The sequence below is a fragment of the Enterovibrio norvegicus DSM 15893 genome (genome assembly GCF_900115495.1).
Lineage (GTDB): Bacteria > Pseudomonadota > Gammaproteobacteria > Enterobacterales > Vibrionaceae > Enterovibrio > Enterovibrio norvegicus.
In genome coordinates, this window is sequence record NZ_FOWR01000025.1 from 1 (window position 1) to 22,248 (window position 22,248).

Sequence of the window (22,248 nt, forward strand, 5' to 3'; positions counted from 1 at the left end):
GGAGAGGACATATCCAAGAGCAGTAAAGAAAAGGCCCAGTCGCTATGCGACCAGGCCTTCTAGAAGGCGTAATTCAGCTTAATTCACATGCATTACGCACTGAGCGGGCTTTTTTGTGTCTGTTATCTCTGAGGCTGAAGCTCGTCTTCGATGATCGGTGTTGGTGGATGAATAAAACCTTGGTAAGCATGAATGAGCATAGGATCAAGCCGTTCCAGCAATGCTGTGTTTTTCACCCCCGTGGCAATCACCGTGATGTTGAGTGATTCAGCAATGTTTGCCAACGTGATGGTGAAAAGCTGGTTAGTGCTGCTTTGTGTTTGGGTAAATGCTTGATCGAGCTTAACGTAATGTGGCTTTATCGCGGCGAGGTATTCGACGCTCTCTAAGTATCGACCAAAGTGATCGATGCCGATTGACACCCCACAGGCTTTCATTTTCTTCGAAAACAATAAGCACGCATTGAGGTCTGCACGCGCACTTGCTTCACTGATTTCAAAGTGAAGATACTCTGAAGGCAATGTATTGCGAACAACGTTGCACAGCCAATCAATGAACGCACCATCACGAAGGCTTGTGGTTGATAGGTTGAGGGCAACTTTCCCTTGAATTGGACGCTGGTGATGCTGTTGTATCAGGGTTTCAATAATGGCGCGGTCGAGGTCTGCCCCTTTTGAGAAGAAATTGATATAAGGCATGATGCGCCCAGCAGAATGCCATGTGTGCTCAATCAAGGTCTGAGTAAACACTTCGCGATGGAAAATACTCGCGCTTTCTCCCAGCGTATAGACGGGTTGAGATTTTAGCCTGAGTAAACGTTTGTCGATGGCCTCAGACAACAGTTCTCGCCACGCTTCTCGCGCAATGACATGCTCATTGGTGCCTTGATGAAAAATAAAAACCTCATTTTTCTCAATGGCGTGCTGAAGTGCGTTGTCGGCAAATGACAGCATGTCCGAGCTAGATTTTCCGTGCGCATGCACAACCCCAATATGCACGTCCTTATTGGCGGAAAACCCTGCCATCACAGCTTCATTGTTCAGTGCACTGATAACAGCATGTAGCACTTTACGACTTTCCTCGTCGTTATATTCAGGCAGGAAAATGGCCAACTCTTTTTCACCAAAGCGGGCTAAGCACGCATTGCTGTCTTGAATCGCGACATCTTGCAATGAATGTGAAAGCAGTCTCCATGTCTCGTCTCTGACGGAGTACCCATATTGTCGGTATACATGCTCAAGCCAATCAACTTGGATGATAAACACCGCGCCTTGGGTATCTTCGCCTTCATCCATCCAACTGTTTAGTTGATGGATAAAATACTGCTTGTTATAAAGCCCTGACACGGCATCAAACATCATGCTCTTACGCAATCGCTTTAATTCACTGTTACTTGATTGCAGCAAGCGTTGGGCGTGTCGGCCAAAATACTCCATCGCATGATCAAGGGTTGCAATGCCTGAACGCTTTGAGGTTTTAAGAGGGAGGAAGCCATTGTCAGACATCGCGGTCAGTGTTTGTGCTACGTCGCGAATGGCGCGACGTTGTCGACCCATGAAAAAGGCGGCGATTGAGAAGGTAATAAACAAGTATACGGCGTGTATGCCCAGTGTTTTGATGGCATGGAGCCACGCGATTTGTGTTTCTTTATTGGGCGCCACAGTGATCGCTAATGAGGCAATAGGGATACCTTCATGCCGTAAATCAACCTGCCTTTCTATGGGCGAAATAGTCGCAAAAGAAAGCGACGATGTGGGTGTGTTGACTGTCTCCCCTGACCATGTCGCTTGTTCTGATGTTATTAAGTCAACCAAGGTGAGGGATTTTACGTGGGGGGTTAATGAGGCTTCAACGATACGGACAATCGCGTCCCTGTCATTGTGTGAGATAAACACGGGAAGTGTACTCGAAAGCTGAGAGGAGAGGTCGTCAGCGTACTGTACTAACTGATTTTGCTGCTGCTGTACATTCCAATGGAGCTGAAGAGAGAAAGAGAAGAGCAGTGCAAGGGTAGTCAGTGTGAATGCCAAAAAAAGAGAAAAGCGATTCGCAATCATAGTCGATATGGTTTCTGTCTAATGGACGAAAAAGACGCCAACCTCATCGGTTAATGAGATTGGCTTTGTATTTATTCTGACGTGAAAATGGTCCATCGCATGTCAGTGGTGCTGTAGCTTCCGCTTAGCGTTGCCATGACGCGACGGTTGGTTTCGTGTGCGAAATCAGAATTATCGTCAATCAATGGCTCCGTATCGCCATAGCCAACTGCTTCAACACGGGATGCTGAGATGCCAAAATCACTCACCAATGCTTGGGCAACGGCATCTGCGCGTTGCTGTGACAACACCAAATTATGAGCAGAGCTGCCCACTTTGCTCGCATGGCCTTCGATGGTGACAGTGGCCTCTTTTTGTTCTTCCATAAACGCCACCAATTGCTCCAATTTCGCATAATAGCGAGGAAGTAAATCTGCGGAGTTATTTGGGAATTTCACATCAAGTTTGAAGCTTTGTTTGACGCTTTTGTCTTTCGGGCAACCATCGTTATTTACCGCTGCGCCGATAAGGGTTTCAACACACTTTTCGCGTGCTTTGATAACACCATCAAAATCGAGATCACGCAGATCATTTTCTTGAGGTGACACATCTTGCATGGTGATGACGTCTTGTGGTGCACAGCCAGCCAGTAGAATAAAAGGAAGTAATGCAGCGTAGGTTTTCATTATTGAACGCCTCCTTGGTAGCGGTCTTCACCTAACCAAACGTCGGGGGTTGTAACGCGAAGGGATTGAAGCAGTTGTCCTGTGGCATTGAGCAGTCGGTACTGAGCAATGAGATCATCATATTCTGCAGTCAGGTATTCTCTTCGTGCTTGGAAAAGCTCATTCTCAGCATCCAATACATCGATCAAAGTACGCTGGCCAAGCTTGAATTGGTCCTCATAGGCATTGCGTGTTTCGATTGCTGATTCAACATGTTGGCGAAGATACGTCATTTGCTGAGCGAGAAAATCTCGTGCATTCCACGCTAACGTCGTACCTTCAACAATGTCACGATAGACCTCTTGCTGAATGGCTTTAGATTCGTGGATGTTGTAAGCCGCTTCACGTTCTCGTGCGCGATCGGCACCTCCAGAGAACAAGTTGTAGCTCACACGCACCATGGCAAGTACTTCATCGTTGTTGCCGCCTACATCCACGCCGCCAGTCGCGCTGGTTCCGTCCGTGCCATCTAGGTTGTCATCCCAACCGGCTGAGAGATCAAACGTCACTTGCGGGTAGTAATTGCCCTGAGCTGAATCCCGTTGTGCGGTTGCGGCGTTAATGTCGTTGCCTGCCACTTTCAGTGTTGGGTGATAGGCGGTAGAGGTATCGAGCGCCTGCTCAAGACTGTCAGGAAGTAATGCTTTGTCTGGGACAGGAATACGCGAATTCTGAGGCGCGACATTGACGAGCTTCTTATACGTGATGTGCGCATCGGAAAGGTTGTTCTTTGATGAAATTAGGTTTGAATGGGCACGGGCAAGGCGGCCCGTGACTTGAGAGAGATCGGCGGTTGAGCCGAGCCCAGAATCTGTCTTTTGCTTCACGGCATCATAAATAGCCTGGTGGCTATCAAGGTTACGTTGGGACAACACGACAATTTTATCGGCGCGCAAATACTCAAGATATGCGCGTGATACTTCTAAGGCGATGTCTTCAGCAGAGGCAAAAAGCGCCCATTGGTCCGCGCTTGCCTCGAACTCTGTTCGGTTGATTTCATTGGCCGTTTGAAAGCCATTAAAGATCACTTGGCGAAGTGAAAGGCCAATCTCACGACGTGTCAGTTCTTTGTCGTCTTCGATGTTTGCATTTAAACCATCACGGCGTGTTGATGGGCTGTCAGTCCATTCTCTGCCTAGCCCGGCATCAAAATCGATGCTTGGGTAGTAACCAGATTCTGCCTGATTCACTTGCTCTTCTGAGGCTTTGAATCGATGAAAGGCTTGTCGAATGGTAGGGTGTGTATCCAACGCCGTTGCAACAGCTTGTTCAAGTGATTGTGCAACGGATGTTGAAGGGAGCAATACAGCTGCCACTGCCAACGCAGCCACGCTCCTTTTTAATGACAGACTGACGCTGTTCTTCATGGGTCTCTCCTTGATTTTTATCATCAACGCTCTCTAAGCGCTGATTCTTTTGCTCTGAGTATCGGGTTAAGCAAGTACTCAAGTACGGTTCGCTTCCCTGTAATAATGTCGACGGAAGTCAGCATGCCTGGAATGATCGGGAGCTCGTCGCCATCATTTTTGGTGAGATTGGATTTTTCGGTGCGGATTCTGACGAGATAGAAGCTATTCCCTTCCTCGTCTTGCGTGGTGTCTGCACTGATGTGTTCAAGCTCGCCATTGAGACCGCCATAACGGGTAAAATCATAGGCGCTGACTTTGACCACCGAGGGCAACCCGGGATGGAGGAATGCGATGTCTTTCGGTGATATTTTGGCTTCAATCAACAATTGGTCTTCAGCAGGAACAATCTCGATCAAGTCGATGCCCGGCTGGACGACACCACCGAGTGTGTTGATGTGGATGGTTTTAATGGTGCCGGTAACTGGGGATGTAATGACTGCTTTATCCACTTTATCCTGCGAACCGACTTGTGCTTGTGTGAGTCGAGATAAGCGGGTTTCTAACTCACTCATTTTCTCGCGCGTGTCGTTACTAAATGCCAATACTGCTTCTCGGCGCTTCAGTATTGCTTCATCCACTATGGCTTTTAGCTTCGGTTGCATGAGTTTGAGTGAATCAAGCTCACCTTTTATGTCATTCACTTGTCGTTCGAGACGAAGTAGGTCGACTTCAGAGACGATGCCACGTTTTGCCAGCGGGATGGTGATCTTCAACTCGCGGCTTATCAATCCGTAACTGTTCGATAGGGTGCGGAGCTTTGATTCAATTTCTCGGCTTTCTTGCTGTTTTTGCAAAATTTGGCGCGCCAAGATCTCCAGCTTGTTTTTCACATCCAACAAGCGACCTTGGTATTCTAATTCCTGACGAGCAACCAGTTCTGGTTCAGCGGCAATGAGGGTGTCAGGGAAGACTAACGGCTGAATGTTGATTTGCACTTTATCGTGCCAATTCGGCGCGTCGGGCGATAACGTAATGCTCTGCAGCTCTTCTCGCATCCGGATGATGTTGGCGCGGAGGCTGGCATCTTCTTCCTCTTGTTGTGCAAGGTCAGAGCGAAAGCGGGTATCGTCGATACGGGCGAGCGGTTCACCTTGCTGAACAAGCTGACCTTCAGAAACGTACATGGCTTGAAGAATGCCGCCATCCAAACTTTGAATGAGCTGCACTTGCGAGGAGGGGATGACCTTTCCTTCACCGCGTGTCATGCGATCTAGTGAAGCAAAGTTCGACCAAACCAACATCACAGCAAAAAAGGCAAACACTCCCCAGATAACCATGCGATATCGAAGCGGTGCATCTGTCAGCATCGCGCCATACACATCGTCAGTCATTTCGAGGTCATCGCGTTTTAACGCATTAGTCATTTTTCTCTCCAGCGTTACTGCTATTTAAACGCGCGAGAACCTTGTCGCGTGGGCCATCCATCACGACGCGACCTTTATCCATGACAATGACGCGATCCACGAGTTGGAGCAGCGCCATCTTGTGCGTGATCATCACCAAAGTGCGCTCTTTTGCGGCGAACTTCATTGAATGAATAAATTGATTTTCCGCGTGAGCATCTAAACTTGCGGTGGGCTCATCCATGATCAAAAGGGGTGGGTCGTTCAGTAGTGCTCGTGCCAGTGCCACGGATTGTCGTTGTCCGCGAGATAAGGCCTCACCGCGCTCGCCAACTTGTTTGTCTAAGCCTTCACTGTCTTGTGACGTGAAAATGCCGACACCAGAGAGTTGGGTTGCTCGGATTAATTGGTGCTCTGTTACCTGACGCGTGCCAAACATAATATTTTCACGAATAGTACCGTGAAAAAGCGTGACATCTTGCGCCAGATAACCCACGTTGCGGCGCAGATCTGCTGGGTGTATTTGCTTTGCATCGACGCCATCAAAACGTAGGCTGCCTTGTGATGGTTGGTAGAGGCCTGCAAGCATTCGAATGAGCGTACTTTTACCTGTTCCGTTTTTGCCCAAGATGGCAACTTTTTCTCCGGCTTTTATGGTGAAGCTGGTGGCGTGAAGGGCATGTTTTTCAGTTTCTGGGTAAAGAAAGCTGACGTTGTCGGCATAAATGTCACCGTTTAATCGCTTACGACTAATCAAATGCCCTTTTTCCGCAAATTCGTCTTCTTGTTCCATCATGGCATTGAGTTGACGCATGCCTGATTGTGTCTGATTCCAGCGGCTCATTAACCCGGCCAGTTGTGCCATGGGTGACACGGCACGGCTTGAGAGCATCACCGCTGCGATGATTCCGCCCATGGTAATGGCTGCATCAGCAACACGATAAACACCAAACACGACGACGGCTACGGAGGTTACTTGCACGATAAACGCGGCAAAGTAGGACACCGAATTGGTGATTTTTTTTACCTTTAGGTTCCAGTTAGCGGTGTGTGCCGTCATCTGTTGCCAGCTTTTTTGAACGATACCTTCGGCCACGTTCGCTTTAATGCTTTCCATCGCCGAGAGGCTTTCGATCAAATGACCATGTTTTTGACTTGCGTACTTATTGGACTCTTCAATGGCCGCTTTAAGTCGAGGCTGGACGAGTAAGGCGTACCCGATAATGGCAATACCTGCGACGACAGGCACTATCGCAAGATCGCCTGCAACCAAGTAGATAATAAAAATGAAGAAAGCTGCAAAAGGCAGATCAACCAAGGTCGTGATAGTGGCAGATGTCAACATGTCACGAATACCATCGAACTCGCCAAGCTGCTTCGCCATGCCCCCGACGCTCTTGGCTCTTTTTTCTAGCGGTATACCCATTAAGCGTGCGAACAGTCTCGAGGACACAATGATGTCGACTTTTTTTCCCGCCACATCAATCAAGTAGGAGCGCATTTTCTTCATTAGAAAATCAAAGCTGAACGCGATAAGTGCGCCTGATGCAAGTACCCACAAGGATTCAAAAGCCAAGTTAGGCAGGACTTTGTCATAGACATTCATGACAAAAAGTGGAGAAACCAGGGCGAACAGATTGACCAATATCGACGCGATGATTGCATCACGGTAGATAGGAGAGGCATCTTTTACTGTCTGCCAAAACCAATGAATTTTGGTGTCATGAAGATGAAGGTCGACACTGTTATCGCCTCGGTATTGGCGCTTAACCAAAAACGCATAACCGACATACATGGCTTCGAGTTCAGCCAAGGATATCTCTTCTTCACCGCCGGTTTCAGACGTTTGGATCAGAGCGAGCCCTTTGTCTTCATCAAGGTGGCGAAGAATGCAGGATTTTTCGTTATTCAAAAGAAGTATGCAAGGCAGCAAAAGCTTTGGAATAGCATGTAACTGCCGACGAGATAGCTTTGCGGTCAATCCAGCGCGCGCTGCTGCTTGCGGAAATAAATCCGGTTTGAGCAACGCGTCAGTCATTGGTAAACCAGCCGTTAAGGCATCGCCAGAGCACGGTGAACCATAGTGTTCGGTGAGTAATACCAAACAATCTAACAACGGGTCGTCAACCGCCTGTGTAGCTGCACTAATGCGCCACTGCGACGGTTTGCGTTCGGCGATACTGACTTCGGTCACCTAGTTCTCTCTATAAATAATTAAAAACACACACGCATCAAAACGAAAAGGGCATGACCAAATGGCCAGTGCCCTAGACGTTATTCGTTTTCAAAATCAATAGTTACAGTTGGTGCATTGACCCCTGCATATCCATCGCTGTCTGTAATTGTGAGCTTAGCTTCTTCTCCATTAATGATGGTATTGACAACGATCCCCCCATCAACGGATGGGTCTAGCCCTTCATTGTCCACTTGTGATTGACTTTTTTTCTGTAGAACAATGTGTTGAGTGACATTGCCATCACTGTCATTTTCTACACCCGTGACGTTAATGGATAACTTAAGCTGGCCATGCTCGTCATAGCCTACTGATAAATTATCTAGGTCACCATTTGATACAGAAACGAGGTCTGATAAATCTAATTTATCTTCATTGACATTAAAATCACCAATGAAGTCAGTGATATGGTCGTATCCGTTGACAGTGCCGAGGTTGACTAAGTCTTCTTTCATCCAAAGGAATGTATCTGCCCCCGCACCGCCTTCAAGCGTGTCTCCTGATTCTCCATTTGCACTAAGGCCTGAACTACGGTGCCCGTTGGCGCCACCTCTAATGATGTCAGCGCCTGCGCCACCAATGATGTTGTCATTCCCTAAGTCACCAAACAGGTAGGCTCCTTCATTTGCGTCGTACGGGTTTTCGAGCTCGAGTTCAAAGCTGCCGTACTTACCAGAGTCATGGTTTAGCAGTCCTTCCTGATGGGCGGTGACTAAATAGCCGGCGTCTTCAAAAAGTTCTTTGGTATAAGGCTCATCATCCCGATTCAACCCGCCTGTTTTTAATATGGCATTGATGTTTGCGTTGATGGCGTCATCGCCACCAAATCCTGAAACGACCATTTTATCTTGAGGATTAGGATTAGGGGTTAGGGTTGCGTCCTTACCAACAATATCGATATGAACTGTCGCAGAGTCAGTGTCACCTTTTTCATCTTGGATGGTGTATTCGAAGTCAAAGTCTTGCTGCTCGCCAGCCTTGAGGTTGTCACCTTGATCAGCGGCTTCGAAAGTGAATCGGCCGTCTTTCCAAATGGTCAACGAGCCTTCGTTAAAGTCAACCGTCGCTTTGCCATCGTCAGTAAACGTCAATGCTTCGCCATTTACTTCGGTGATCGAGAAGGCATGGCCTTCAGGGTCCGAGTCATTGTCGAATAGTGAGCCGCTGATAGTATCGGCATCTGAATTATCGGGTGTTAAACCTTCTTCAACGATGAAGGCGTCGTTCAGAATGGTAATTTCAGTAATGACAAAATCAGACGCATCGCCACTGGTTTGTGATTCACCGTCTTTTGTTCGTGGAAGGGCTTCAAACACAACATAAGAAAACGGCGTGTTTGAGAAGATGGTAAATGTCCCTTTGTCACCTGAATCTAACGAGAATGATTGGGTCTTGATGAGATTGCCATCGGCATCGTAAAGCTTATATTGACCGACTTCAGTACCATTCTCTTCGGCAAACAACCGCGAAACACCAAACGCTAATGCCTTAATAGGATTGGTTAAATCAATGCGCAAAGCTTCGGACGAGTCTGTCTCATGGTCGTATTCCACTTGATAAGGAACATTTCCCGCGCCATCACCACGCGCATTGTCAGCCACACCCATACCGTATTTGTTGTCTAGGTGCTTGGAATTTTCGGTTACTGTATCCCCAGCCCCGCTTAGTGAGCCATCGGCATTAAAGGCTTCCCCTTTTTTGAATGCTTTGACGGTGAAAAAGCCATTGCCGTCCAGGTTTGCCCACCCATCCGTTTTGGATGTGGTGAACAACACGTCATCCCCATCGTCATTGGCATTCACTTCATTAACGTAGATATGAATATTTGCCGACTCGAGAGATTTATTTGTACCGTCGGTGGCGAAGTATTCAATCTGAACGGGGCCATTGTAGTCAGGGCTTGGTTGGAAAGTGATGCCGTTTTGCCCCAATGCTAAAGAGCCGGCATCGCTTGGCACTAATACAAAGCTGCTTAGATCATCTTTATTCCAAACACTGACTGTGTCCCCAGTATCTGGGTCGGTGTCGTTTTTGGTGATGTCAGTGAAAGCAATGAAAATACCATCAGCATCACTGTTGTTGACCCAATAGGGATGGGGGCCACCTACTTCAATGTTACCTTCGTCATAATCGTCTTTAGCGACAGGTGGGTTGTCCTTATCGATGACTGTTGAGGATACTGTTGCGCTTCCTTCAACGATCTTTCCTGATAGGTCTTCGATCCCCTGAGCGACACTTTCGAAGCTTTCACTGGTCACTTGGGTGATGTTACCAACGATGGTTTCCAATCCCTCAACGTGCGCGTCATTATTGACGGTCAACGAGATCGTTTGAAGCTCTGTTCCTGCTTCAAATACGTAGCTGTTATTGAGGTTGTTGGTTGAGGAGAAATCATCGAGCGATAGCTGCCCGTCGCGGCCTAAAGACCAATCAACGTTAACTGAAACAGTCTGTCCTGCTTCCAATTGTACTTTGTCACCGTTTTCATCAACCAGTGACAAGGTGAACTCGAGAGTGGGCTCTCCTTCTTCGTTTACTTGTGTTTGTGCTGCTGTAAAAGTAACGAAGAATGATTCTGTAGAACTTGAGGCATCTTCATCCTCGATGACATGCGTAACATCGCCAGAGGTAACGACATTTTCATAATTGTTGACGATCTTTCCTTGCACATCGCCCAGCGAAATGGAGACAGTTTCGCCACTGTCTTTGAAGTTGTCATCGGTCGCCGTTATGTCAAAAGGTTTGCCCAGAACAACGGAACCATTTTTGGCGATGCCAGACGTTTCGATATCGCTGTTGTTGCTGTGATTCAAATCAGCGCCTTCAGAGATGGTGACTATTACTTTTCCGCGATTCGCATCGGAGAGCGTTACGTTCCCGCTATCATCAATGTCTGCAAGGATTTCACCGCTAGGCGCAACAGGGAGCGCGATGTACTGAATGGTATCGCTTTCAGCTTCGGTCAGTATCTGGCTGCCATCAGCTTCGACAGGGGAACCGTTATCTAAAACAAGTTTGCCCGAACCATCTGCGACGAAGAGTTTTACGGAAACAGACTCACCCTCCAGTCCGACTTCATCTGAAATATTGGCTTTTGCTGTCGCCTGTGCTTTTTGAGGCTTGCCATTGCTACCCAGTTCACCTTCTCGAACGATTTCAAAGCTCGACTGGCTGATTTGCGTCACATGCGCTTTTAAGCTTTCAGACCCTTCTTTCAAAGAGTCATCTTTAACATGCACAGTCAAACCGTCTGATGTGCTACTTTCGCCGCCATTGATGGTGACTATGGTAGGAAGGCCGTCATGGTCAACAAAATCAGCACTGTTGCTCGATCCATTCCAACTGATTCGAACGTCGACAGATTCACCTGTCGGCACTTTGACGGGTTCTCCATTTGCGTCAACCAGAGAGACGGTGTAAGTGATCATTGCATCATCTGATTCCGTCACATCGCCAGAACTTTCGATAACGACATAAACGGTGTCATTTGTGTCTCTGTCACTGTGGTGTTCATCTCGGATGGTGGTCGTGACCTTGTCATCGCTACTGACGACTTTTTCATAGGTTTGTTCTAAAGAGGCGATTTGATCATCAGTGAGCTCAGCTTTAACGGTGAATTCTTCTTTTACTTCTCGGTAGAGATCATCGAGCGCCTTGGCTGAAAACGCGTCGTTTAACTTTACAGTGATGGTTTGACCATTGAGATCAAAATCCGCAGACCCGTTTTGATTCAGACCAAGATCCGAGAAGGAAACATTGATTTCAGATTGATTTCCTTCGTCGATGATATTGCCATTGCTGTCTACAAGAACCGCTTTGTAAACCGCCTCATTGGTGCCTTCTTCGACATTTTCATTGATGGTATTCGTGCTGACGAGCTTGCCATTAACCACAGCGAAAATTTTCACGGAGACGGTGTCTTCAGCGTCAGACGTTGATTCGTCTTCAATTTTTACGACAGCTTTGGCTTTTCCTTTTGATGGAATACCATTGTTACCTAACTTGCCTTCAACGACCTTTTCGAATGAATCTTGCTTGATGTTCTTAATGTGGGTGACGAGTTTCTCTGTGCCTTCATTGAGGTTGTCATCTTTGACCTCAATGTCGAATGAGGCGTGACTTTCACCGCCCTCAATGATTATCGATTTCGGGAGATCAGTGCCTTCGGCAAAGTCTTCCTTCTCGGTTGAGCCTTTCCATTTTAAGTTGATGGTAACGGATTCATTGTTTGGAACGCTGACTTCATTTCCGTTTTGGTCAACAAGTGTGACGGTGTAGGTAATTGTTTCACCGTCGGATTCTTCAACTTTCTTATCACCATTTATTTCGATGATGGCAAAAATGGTATCAATGTCATCTTCGACTAGTGTTGTCACCGTCGAATTATCTGTTGTGAGGTCTTCAAACTCAGTACCACCTGAAATGCCAGTAATTGATGCCTCGGCAGTATCCGACTCTATAAAGACATCGTCCCTATTCACAATGAATTCAACGTCTTTTGTGCTCTCACCTTCTTTGAACGTAACGTCTTTCGATGAGCCGTCTGGCAGCTGAATTGTTACGATGACATTGTCATCATTAGCCACTTCAACCGCATCGCCATCAGCATCTTGTAATTCGATGGTGTAGGTAATCTTGCCGCCATCTTCTGAGGCGGAACTTGAACCTGATAGCTTGGCTGTAATGACATCGCCATCATCAGTAATGTGGGTATTTACATCTTTTCCATCTTTTTGCAGGTCTTCCAGCGGGGCTTTATCACCGCTTTCTTGCACCGTGGCAATGCTGTTGGTGATGTTATCGGACGCATAGATGTCATTCTCGACTGTGACGTCTATTTCACCGGATGTTTCGTTAGCCTTGATGGTGATGGTTTCACCATTGGCCAATGTCACTGTGATGTCATTCTTGGCGACACCGCCTTCTAATGTGGCGGTGTAAGTGATCTTGCCACCTTCGTTGACCTCGTCAGACGCAGTGAGTTTGACGGTCACGGTATCATTGGTGTCCTCAACAGAGACGGTGACGCTGTCTGGTGAGGTGAGAGATTCAAAGTCACCGCCCGTGACGGTTACGTCATAGGTGGTATCAGACGCATCAACCACGACATCTTCACCGTTGTTGATATCGAATGGCGTGGAGGTCACCAAGGTGCCTGGCGTGTAGTCGGTGCCGAAGGTCAAGGTGGCACCGTTGCTTAGGGTTACCGTCACGTCAGTCTTTGGTGTGTGGTCGAGCGAGCCTGTGATGGTGGCTTTGTCGCTGCCTTCTTTTGCCGTGACATTGCTCAGCGTTAGGGTTGCCGCATCGCCGTTTTCGATGATATCAACCACAGTAGTGGTGACGGCTTTGCCATCTGATTGCAGGTCTTCCAGCTTAGCGTTATCACCGCTTTCTTGCACCGAGGCGATGCTGTTGGTGATGTTGTTGGAGGTGTAAATGTCGTTAGCAACGTCCGTGGTGACTGTGCCCGATGTTTGACCTGCGCTGATGGTGATGGTCTCGCCATTCGCCAGTTTGACGGTAATGTCATTTTGGGCTTCACCGCCCACGAGGGTTGCGGTATAGGTGATTTCGTCACCTTCGTTGACAGAGCCAGAAGCGGTCAGTTTCACCGTCACAGTGTCGCTATCATCTACCACTGTATTTTTCACCGAACCTTGCAGCCTTACATCTTCAAAGCTGTTACTTGATACGTTATCGATGTTTACGGTCAGTGCTTGGTCAACTTGCTGATAAAGGTCATCAGCACGGACATCAACAGTCACCGAGCCTTCACTTTCACCCGCTTTGATGGTGATGGTTTCCGCGTTGCTCAAGGTAACCGTGATGTCTTCATTGGTTGGGGCATTCAAGGTCACGGTGTATGTGATGGTGCCACCCTCTGTAATGTCTTGCCCGTTGGTGGCCGAGCTTAAGGTGGCGGTGGTGATGTCATTGTCATCCACCACTGTATTTTTCACCGAACCTTGCAGCCTTACATCTTCAAAGCTGTTACTGGATACGCTATCGATGATTACGTTAAGCGCTTGATCACCTTGCTGATAAAGGTCATCAGCACGGACATCAACAGTCACCGAGCCTTCACTTTCACCCGCTTTGATGGTGATGGTTTCCGCGTTGCTCAGGGTGACCGTGAGGTCTTCATTGGTTGTAGCATTCAAGGTCACGGTGTACGTGATGGTGCCGCCTTCTGTAATGTCTTGCCCGTTGGTGAGCGAGCTTAAAGTGAAGGTGGTGGTGTCAGAATCATCTATCACGGTATGCGTGACGTTCCCGACTAAAAGGGTGCTTTCAAAAGTGTTGTTTGAGACATTGTCTATTGTAACGTTTATCGTCTGGTCATCTTGGGTGTAGTGATCGTCATCGCGAACACTCGCATCGACGGAGCCGGATAGTTCACCCGCTTTAATAGTGATGGTCTGTTGGTTACTCAACGTTACGGTAATGTCTTCGTTTGCCTCGGCGCTCAAGGTCACTATGTAAGTAATCTTGCCACCTTCAATGACTGTGCCGTTTGCGGTGTTAGCGCTGAGTGTGATGGTCGTGACATCACTGTCATCAACAACCTGATTCGTCACCGTACCTTCAGGCGTAGAGCTATCAAAACTATTCTCAGAAATGTTGTCGATGGTGGCGGTCAGTGCTTTGTCGTCATCTCTGTAGAGGTCATCCTCTCGCGTGCTGACTGTGACTTGTCCAACGGTTTCACCCGCCAGCACCGTAATGTTTTCGCCATTGCTTAGGGTGATGGTGATATCTTCTTGTGCTTGTTCGTTAAGCGTGACGATGTAGGTGATTTCACCCCCTTCCACAATGTCTTTTCCATTCGTGTCAGATGAGAGCGTAAAGGTCGCATCGATGGTCGGCGTTGGCACTATAGGTGTGAGCGGTTCCGTTGGGACAGAGTCATCGCTGCCAGGGGCTAAGCGAGTGTCTGTGGTATCACCTCTTTCCACCCTGACAGTATTAAATTCACGACTAACCCCTTCGGTGTCGTATCCCGCTTTGGCTAATGTTTCGCTCGCGGCGCGGCTGATTGTGGTTGGGGTTTGAGAGCCTGTGTTGGAGGTTGACCCTCCTGCGGCGGTGGCTTCTAGCTCTTGCGTGGGGTCGAAGTTTTCATTGAGTAGAAGTGCTTGCAAGGCTGCAATTTCTGCATCTTGACTAAAGCTGTCGAGCGATAATTCATCTGTTTCGGTTACACCTATCGGCAGTACGCTCCCATCTTCTAATGCAAGGAGGGCGTCAGCACCTTCTGGAACAATGATTTCAGTACCTAACGTGATGTCTGTTAATTCAGAAAGATGAACGTCTTTTCCATTAACTTTGACATGAACGTTTCCGTTGACCGAAATGACTGTCGCGGGCTGCTTGGTAATGATCGAATCCATGAACGCTTTCCTGCAGATAGGTGAAACAAATGTGTATGCATCTATATAGACACATAAGTCTCATATATGTGACAACTTAAAACAATCAGAATTTTAGTGGTTGTTTAAGAAGATGTTTCAAAGGGTGATAAGTGCTGTAAAATTTCATTGATGGTTAATTGCTGATTTGTATGTGATATTTCAGGGGTTTCTCTGTATGTATTATTAAATAAATACACTTATAGGTAAGGCGTTAGCTCGCGAGGTTCTTTCACGTGAGTTTATGGTTTTGAGGGGCATTTCGCGTAACAACAACACTGGGCGATAATTATCTCAGCGTAATTTAGGCTTCAACGTTGAGTCTATGCGCCAGATCGTACAAAATACCCGCCGATCACATATGACGCGCAGAATTGCGGTACCTTCAGGTTCCTCCGCACTGCCTAAACCGGAAATTGTCTAAGCATGTCAAACTCTCCATTCCAACAAGAAGTCGACAAACGCCGTACGTTTGCGATTATTTCGCACCCGGATGCCGGTAAAACAACGATCACCGAAAAGGTTCTGTTGTTCGGAAACGCGCTCCAGAAAGCCGGTACTGTAAAAGGTCGAGGCTCTAACCAGCATGCGAAATCTGACTGGATGGAAATGGAAAAAGAACGTGGTATCTCGGTGACAACGTCCGTGATGCAGTTCCCTTACAACGATTGCTTGGTAAACCTTCTCGATACACCGGGACACGAAGACTTCTCTGAAGATACTTACCGTACATTGACGGCTGTTGACTCATGTTTGATGGTTATCGATGCCGCAAAAGGTGTTGAGGATCGCACACGTAAGTTGATGGAAGTGACGCGTCTGCGCGATACGCCGATCGTCACCTTCATGAACAAATTGGACCGTGATATTCGTGATCCAATGGAAGTGCTTGATGAAGTTGAAAATGAGCTGAAAATTGCTTGTGCACCGATTTCATGGCCAATTGGTTGTGGTAAAGAATTCAAAGGTGTTTACCACATCCACCGTGATGAATCGATTCTGTATCAAACAGGTCAAGGCCACACCATCCAAGAAAAACGCATCATTAAAGGGTTGAACAACCCAGACCTTGATACGGCGATTGGTGATGATCTTGCTGCGCAATTGCGTGAAGAGCTTGAACTGGTTATGGGCGCGTCGCATGAGTTCGATCAAGAGCTGTTTTCGAAAGGCGAACTAACACCAGTATTCTTCGGTACGGCATTGGGTAACTTTGGCGTTGACCATATGCTAGATGGCTTGACGGAGTGGGCACCTAAGCCGTTGTCTCGCCAAGCGCATGAGCGTGCGGTTGAATCAGGTGAAGAAAAATTCAGTGGTTTCGTGTTTAAGATCCAAGCAAACATGGATCCAAAACACCGCGACCGCATTGCATTCATGCGTATCGTGTCTGGCAAATACAGCCAAGGCATGAAAATGAAGCATGTACGCACCGGTAAAATGGTGTCTATCTCTGATGCTGTAACCTTCATGGCGGGTGACCGTTCACGTGCAGCTGAAGCCTATGCGGGCGACATCATTGGCTTACACAACCACGGCACGATTCAGATTGGTGACACCTTCACACAAAGTGAAGATTTGAAGTTCGCTGGTATTCCCAACTTCGCTCCAGAATTGTTCCGTCGCATTCGTTTGCGTGATCCACTGAAGCAAAAACAATTGCTAAAAGGCCTTGTTCAGTTGTCTGAAGAAGGTGCAGTGCAGGTGTTCCGTCCACTGATCTCAAACGATTTGATCGTGGGTGCGGTCGGTGTGCTTCAGTTTGACGTGGTTGTTGCGCGTTTGAAATCTGAGTACAACGTAGAAGCTATCTATGAACCAATAAACGTTGCGACAGCGCGTTGGGTTGAATGCACTGATGGTAAGAAGTTGGATGATTTCCAGCGTAAGAACCAATCTAACCTTGCGCTTGATGGTGGTGACAACTTAACGTACATCGCGCCAACCATGGTAAACCTCAATTTGACGCAAGAGCGTCATCCTGATGTCAGTTTCCGCGCCACTCGCGAGCATTGATTCAGCACTGTTGCGTTTGGCAACATGCCTGATCTAAACAAAAGCCGTCTTAATTGACGGCTTTTTTGTATGCTAAGGGAAAATGAAAAAGGAATTCAGATGATAGATACTCACTGCCACTTCGATTTCCCTCCTTTTAGTGATGATCCTGCTTATTGGGTCTCTCGCTCCGTGGATGCGGGGCTCACGTCGATCATCGTGCCTAGTGTGACGGCGGATCGATGGCCATCTGTGCAATCGCTCTCTACCTCTCATTCTCCGCTCTATTTTGCCGTGGGCTTGCACCCTGTGTGGTCATCTTCACACAAGGAGGGAGACATCGCCGCGTTGGAAGCGTTTTTAGCGACATCCCCTGAAAAGTGTGTTGCGGTAGGCGAGTGTGGGCTGGATTTTATGATCGATGATGCAAACCCTCAGGCACAAATTGACATATTGAAGCAGCAACTCACCCTTGCAGAAACATTCCAACTTCCCGTGATTCTCCACTGTCGAAAAGCACACAATGAACTGCTGCAGGTGCTCAATGGCTTTCCAAATGTAAAAGGTGTTTTGCACGCATTTAGTGGCAGCAAAGAGATGGGGCTGAACTATATTAAACGGGGTTTTTTGCTCGGTATCGGCGGAACTATCACCTACGAGCGTGCCAATAAGACGCGAAACGCAATTTTAGAGTTACCGCTTTCGGCGATGGTGTTGGAAACGGATGCACCGGACATGCCTGTCTCTGGCTATCAAGGTGAGCCCAATTTACCTGAGCGTTTATTGCTCATCGCTGAGGCCCTATCTGGTTTAAAAGGCAGCAATGTTGGTGAAGTTATTCAAGCCACATCCCAAAATGCACGTCGGCTATTTTCGTTGAACAGCGAGATTTCATCGTTTGCCTAAACGTTTGCGTAAGACATGCGTCACAAAACATGATCAACATCACCTTTATGAATGAATTGCGCCGTAATTTTCACTCTAAGTGTGACTAATGCATTCCTATGGGCGCGAACTCAAGCGTATAATCGCCGCCGGAAATACATTCCAATTTGTCGAGACGCCAAGATTTTTTTAGGAACCCCTTAATATGAGCCTGATTATGAGCCTTGTAGGGATGGTTGTACTGCTAGCTATCGCAGTGCTTCTATCTGATAACCGCAAAGCAATTAACATTCGTACCGTTGGTGGTGCGTTTGCTATCCAGTTTATCCTGGGTGGTTTTATCCTGTTCGTTCCGTGGGGCCAAACCCTGCTGAATGGTATGGCAAACGCAGTACAGAACGTGATTAACTACGGTAAAGATGGTATTGGCTTCCTGTTTGGTAGCCTGGTTAACTTCTCTGTAGATGGCATTGGTTTTATCTTTGCTTTCCAAGTGTTGCCAACCGTTGTTTTCTTCTCTGCGCTGATCAGCGTACTTTACTACCTAGGTATCATGCAGTTTGTTATCCGCATTCTGGGTGGCGCACTACGTAAAGTACTGGGTACTTCACATGCAGAATCTATGTCTGCAACTGCGAACATTTTCGTAGGTCAAACTGAAGCACCTTTGGTTGTTCGTCCTTACGTACCAAAAATGACCCAATCAGAGCTGTTCGCAGTAATGTGTGGTGGTATGGCATCTGTTGCAGGTGGTGTACTAGCAGGTTACGCAGCGATGGGTGTTCCTCTTTCTTACCTGATTGCCGCTTCATTCATGGCAGCACCGGGTGGTCTTCTGTTCGCGAAAATCATCAAGCCTGAAACTGATCAGCCTATTGATCAGTTCGGTAAAGATTCTGACGATGAAGAAGAAGACAAGCCTGCAAACCTTATCGATGCAGCTGCTGGCGGCGCATCTTCTGGTATGCAACTTGCGCTGAACATCGGTGCAATGCTGTTGGCATTCATCGGCCTTATCGCGCTGATCAACGGTATGTTGAGCGGCGTTGGTGGTTGGTTTGGTATCGAAGGTCTGACCCTTGAGTGGTTGCTCGGTAAGGTGTTCGCACCGCTTGCATTCCTTATCGGTGTGCCTTGGTCTGAAGCTGACCTAGCAGGTTCTTTCATCGGTCAGAAGATCGTTGTGAACGAATTCGTTGCTTACCTGAACTTCACGCCAATGATTGCAGAACTGTCAGACAAGACTGTTGCGATTATCTCGTTCGCACTGTGTGGTTTTGCTAACCTGTCTTCTGTTGCTATCCTTCTGGGTGGTCTAGGCAGCATCGCACCAACACGTCGCCACGACATCGCACGCTTTGGTATGAAAGCTGTTGCTGCAGGTACACTGTCTAACTTGATGAGTGCGACCATTGCAGGCTTCTTCCTGACGCTAGCTGCTCTGTAATTTAGCCGTAAAAAAGACGTTGAAAACCGCCTCCTCGTGAGGCGGTTTTTTTATGCCTGTTACGACAAAAGAAGCCGTGCTCAATACGGATTGAAGGAGTCGTAATTATTCCCCACGAATAAGACACAGACATGCCAGATCGCGGCGTATATTTTTAAGTGCTGTTGATAAGAGAAAACACAGTGTTGATGAGACGAATAATCAACACTGTGTTTTTCAACAGAAACAGGTAACACCTAGTGCTTGCTGAAGAACATTGGTAAAATTGGTGAGCGCTGTCAAAGATTCAGAGGTGGTATTTCACTAAATTTCATCTCAGTTTCACACAGTCAGCGGAGCAGTGAAACATAGACGCCTGAGTGAACCGGATCTGCATCGGTACTTGGGTAGACATCCCGGCAACGGGGTGCGCGGCAACAAGGATTGTTGGTTGGTTTGATGTTTATTTGAATATGCACAATAAGCACACCAAACTTCATGGAGCCAAGTCCGCTCATCAAATTGAACGTCATCTTTTGATGTTGAGTTTGTCACTTGGTTTTGAAAATTTAGACTGGAGAAAGTCATGAGCGAATTAAAAGCAGCAGCACTACGTGCCCTTAAACTGATGGATCTTACTACCCTGAACGATGACGACACTGACGCGAAAGTTATCGAACTGTGTAAGAGCGCGAAAAGCCCTGCTGGCAACACTGCTGCTATCTGCATCTACCCACGCTTCATCCCTGTTGCAAAAAAGCAGCTTCGTGAGCAAGGTACCCCTGAGATTAAAATCGCGACCGTGACTAACTTCCCGCACGGCAACGACGACATTGAGATCGCGGTTGCTGAAACCAAAGCGGCAGTGGCTTACGGCGCTGATGAAGTTGACGTTGTATTCCCATACCGCACGCTGATCGCTGGCGATGAAAACACAGGCTTCGAACTGGTTAAGCAGTGTAAAGCAGCGTGTGGCGATATTACGCTGAAAGTGATCATCGAAACGGGCGAACTGAAAGAAGCGGCGTTGATCAAACGTGCTTCTGAGATCGCTATCGAAGCGGGCGCTGATTTCATCAAAACCTCAACGGGTAAAGTGCCTGTTAACGCAACCCCTGAATCTGCTGAAATCATGCTGACCGTGATCAAAGACATGGGTGTTGCTGAGAAAGTCGGTTTCAAACCTGCTGGCGGCGTACGTACTGCGGAAGACGCAGCAGAATACCTTGCGATGGCAGATCGCATCCTTGGTGGTGAGTGGGCGGACAACGCACACTACCGTTTTGGAGCTTCAAGCCTACTTGCGAACCTGCTTCACACCTTGGGTGAAGGCGAGAAAGCGGCAGAAGGCGGCTACTGATCCTCTCGATTATGTAGCGATCGGGGAGTGCGATGCATTCCCCATCCAATAGACCTTCGTCTGTTCCTTGTTTGTGAGGTGTATTATGTACCTTCCCCAAGAAATCATCAGAAAGAAACGCGACAACATCGCGCTAACGTCTGACGAGATTAACTTTTTTATCAAAGGCGTGGCGAGCGACACTGTCTCTGAAGGACAAATAGCCGCGTTTGCAATGGCTGTGTATTTCAATGACATGACCATGGATGAGCGCGTCGCACTGACCTGTGCAATGCGTGATTCTGGCATGGTGATTGATTGGTCACACATGCATTTTGATGGCCCTATCGTCGATAAACACAGTACCGGCGGTGTGGGTGATGTCACCTCGTTAATGCTAGGCCCAATGGTGGCAGCATGTGGTGGCTTTGTACCGATGATTTCAGGCCGTGGCTTGGGTCATACTGGCGGTACGCTGGATAAATTAGAGTCTATTCCGGGCTACAACATTACGCCGACCAATGACGTATTTGGTCAGGTAACCCGTGAAGCGGGTGTCGCCATCATCGGCCAAACGGGCGATTTAGCCCCCGCTGATAAGCGTGTATACGCAACGCGTGATGTGACCGCAACTGTCGATAGTATTTCGCTTATTACGGCGTCGATTTTGTCGAAGAAGCTGGCTGCAGGTCTGGAATCACTCGTGATGGACGTGAAAGTAGGGTCAGGCGCCTTCATGCCGACGTACGGACAGTCCGAAGAATTAGCGAAATCGATTGTCGCTGTTGCTAACGGTGCGGGAACACGCACCAGTGCGCTGCTGACTGACATGAACCAAGTACTGGCGTCGAGTGCAGGTAATGCCCTCGAAGTGAAAGAAGCCGTACAGTTCCTCACTGGCGAATACCGTAACCCGCGTTTGTATGCGGTCACGATGGCGCTATGTGCAGAGATGTTGGTGATCAGTGGCTTGGCAGCTAACGACGCTGAAGCAAAACAAAAACTGCAAGCTGTGCTGGATAACGGCAAGGCGGCAGAATGTTTCGGTAAAATGGTGGCAGGCCTAGGCGGGCCGCTCGATTTCGTAGAAAATTACGGTAAGTACTTGGCGACCGCCAATGTCATCAAACCTGTCTTTGCACCCAACGCGGGGTTTGTCTCTGCAATGGATACACGTGCAATGGGGATGGCAGTGGTTGGGCTCGGCGGCGGACGCCGTGTTGCCAGTGACACCATTGACTACTCAGTGGGCTTTAGCGATGTGATCCGGTTAGGAACGCAGGCTGATAGCTCAACACCGCTGGCGGTTGTGCATGCGAAGGACGAAGCGCAATGGCAACAAGCTGCGGAACAACTTCAGGCCGCGATGGTTATCGCTGACAACGCACCTCAGGCAACGCCAGATGTGTATCGTCAAATTGGCCCACAAGACGTCTAACGGAGGC

Annotated in this window: 11 protein-coding genes; 5 read left to right on the forward strand and 6 right to left on the reverse strand. The window is 48.0% G+C overall.

Going from position 1 to position 22,248, the window contains the following annotated elements; all coding sequences use genetic code 11:
• Window positions 1-122: 122 nt before the first annotated feature.
• The 6 genes from BM082_RS15705 to BM082_RS15730 all read right to left on the reverse strand — a co-directional run bounded on the left by BM082_RS15705 (window position 123) and on the right by BM082_RS15730 (window position 15,140).
• Window positions 123-2,057, reverse strand: coding sequence for an EAL domain-containing protein (locus BM082_RS15705; protein ID WP_074927659.1), 1,935 nt, complete (start codon window positions 2,055-2,057; stop codon window positions 123-125).
• 71 nt (window positions 2,058-2,128) lie between these two features.
• Window positions 2,129-2,722, reverse strand: coding sequence for an OmpA family protein (locus tag BM082_RS15710; protein ID WP_017008802.1), 594 nt, complete (start codon window positions 2,720-2,722; stop codon window positions 2,129-2,131).
• Window positions 2,722-4,128, reverse strand: a complete 1,407-nt coding sequence (locus tag BM082_RS15715; RefSeq protein WP_017017162.1) for a TolC family outer membrane protein — start codon at window positions 4,126-4,128, stop codon at window positions 2,722-2,724. Before BM082_RS15715 ends, BM082_RS15710 begins: the two co-directional genes overlap by 1 nt.
• Before the next feature lie 23 nt (window positions 4,129-4,151).
• Window positions 4,152-5,534, reverse strand: coding sequence for an HlyD family type I secretion periplasmic adaptor subunit (locus BM082_RS15720; protein ID WP_017017161.1), 1,383 nt, complete (start codon window positions 5,532-5,534; stop codon window positions 4,152-4,154).
• Complete coding sequence (locus tag BM082_RS15725; RefSeq protein ID WP_017017160.1) at window positions 5,527-7,707, reverse strand: type I secretion system permease/ATPase; 2,181 nt, start codon at window positions 7,705-7,707, stop codon at window positions 5,527-5,529. Before BM082_RS15725 ends, BM082_RS15720 begins: the two co-directional genes overlap by 8 nt.
• 80 nt (window positions 7,708-7,787) lie before the next feature.
• Window positions 7,788-15,140: an immunoglobulin-like domain-containing protein gene (locus tag BM082_RS15730; protein ID WP_074927661.1), complete on the reverse strand. Its 7,353-nt coding sequence runs from the start codon at window positions 15,138-15,140 to the stop codon at window positions 7,788-7,790.
• 444 nt (window positions 15,141-15,584) lie between these two features.
• Here BM082_RS15730 and prfC point away from each other — a divergent pair, with 444 nt between their 5' ends.
• The 5 genes from prfC (at window position 15,585) to deoA (ending at window position 22,241) form a co-directional block, all read left to right on the forward strand.
• Complete coding sequence (gene prfC, locus BM082_RS15735) at window positions 15,585-17,174, forward strand: peptide chain release factor 3 (protein ID WP_017012553.1); 1,590 nt, start codon at window positions 15,585-15,587, stop codon at window positions 17,172-17,174.
• Window positions 17,175-17,273: 99 nt separating this feature from the next.
• Window positions 17,274-18,059 (forward strand): TatD family hydrolase, encoded by a 786-nt coding sequence (locus tag BM082_RS15740; protein WP_017012554.1) that lies wholly within the window; start codon window positions 17,274-17,276, stop codon window positions 18,057-18,059.
• Window positions 18,060-18,243: 184 nt separating this feature from the next.
• Window positions 18,244-19,485, forward strand: a complete 1,242-nt coding sequence (locus BM082_RS15745; protein WP_017010247.1) for a NupC/NupG family nucleoside CNT transporter — start codon at window positions 18,244-18,246, stop codon at window positions 19,483-19,485.
• 565 nt (window positions 19,486-20,050) lie between these two features.
• A complete protein-coding gene (gene deoC, locus BM082_RS15750) occupies window positions 20,051-20,824 on the forward strand; it encodes a deoxyribose-phosphate aldolase (RefSeq protein ID WP_017010246.1) in 774 nt (257 codons plus the stop codon).
• 85 nt (window positions 20,825-20,909) lie between these two features.
• Window positions 20,910-22,241 carry a thymidine phosphorylase gene (gene deoA, locus BM082_RS15755; protein WP_017012555.1) on the forward strand — a complete coding sequence of 444 codons (1,332 nt, stop codon included), beginning with the start codon at window positions 20,910-20,912 and terminating at the stop codon, window positions 22,239-22,241.
• Window positions 22,242-22,248: the final 7 nt, after the last annotated feature.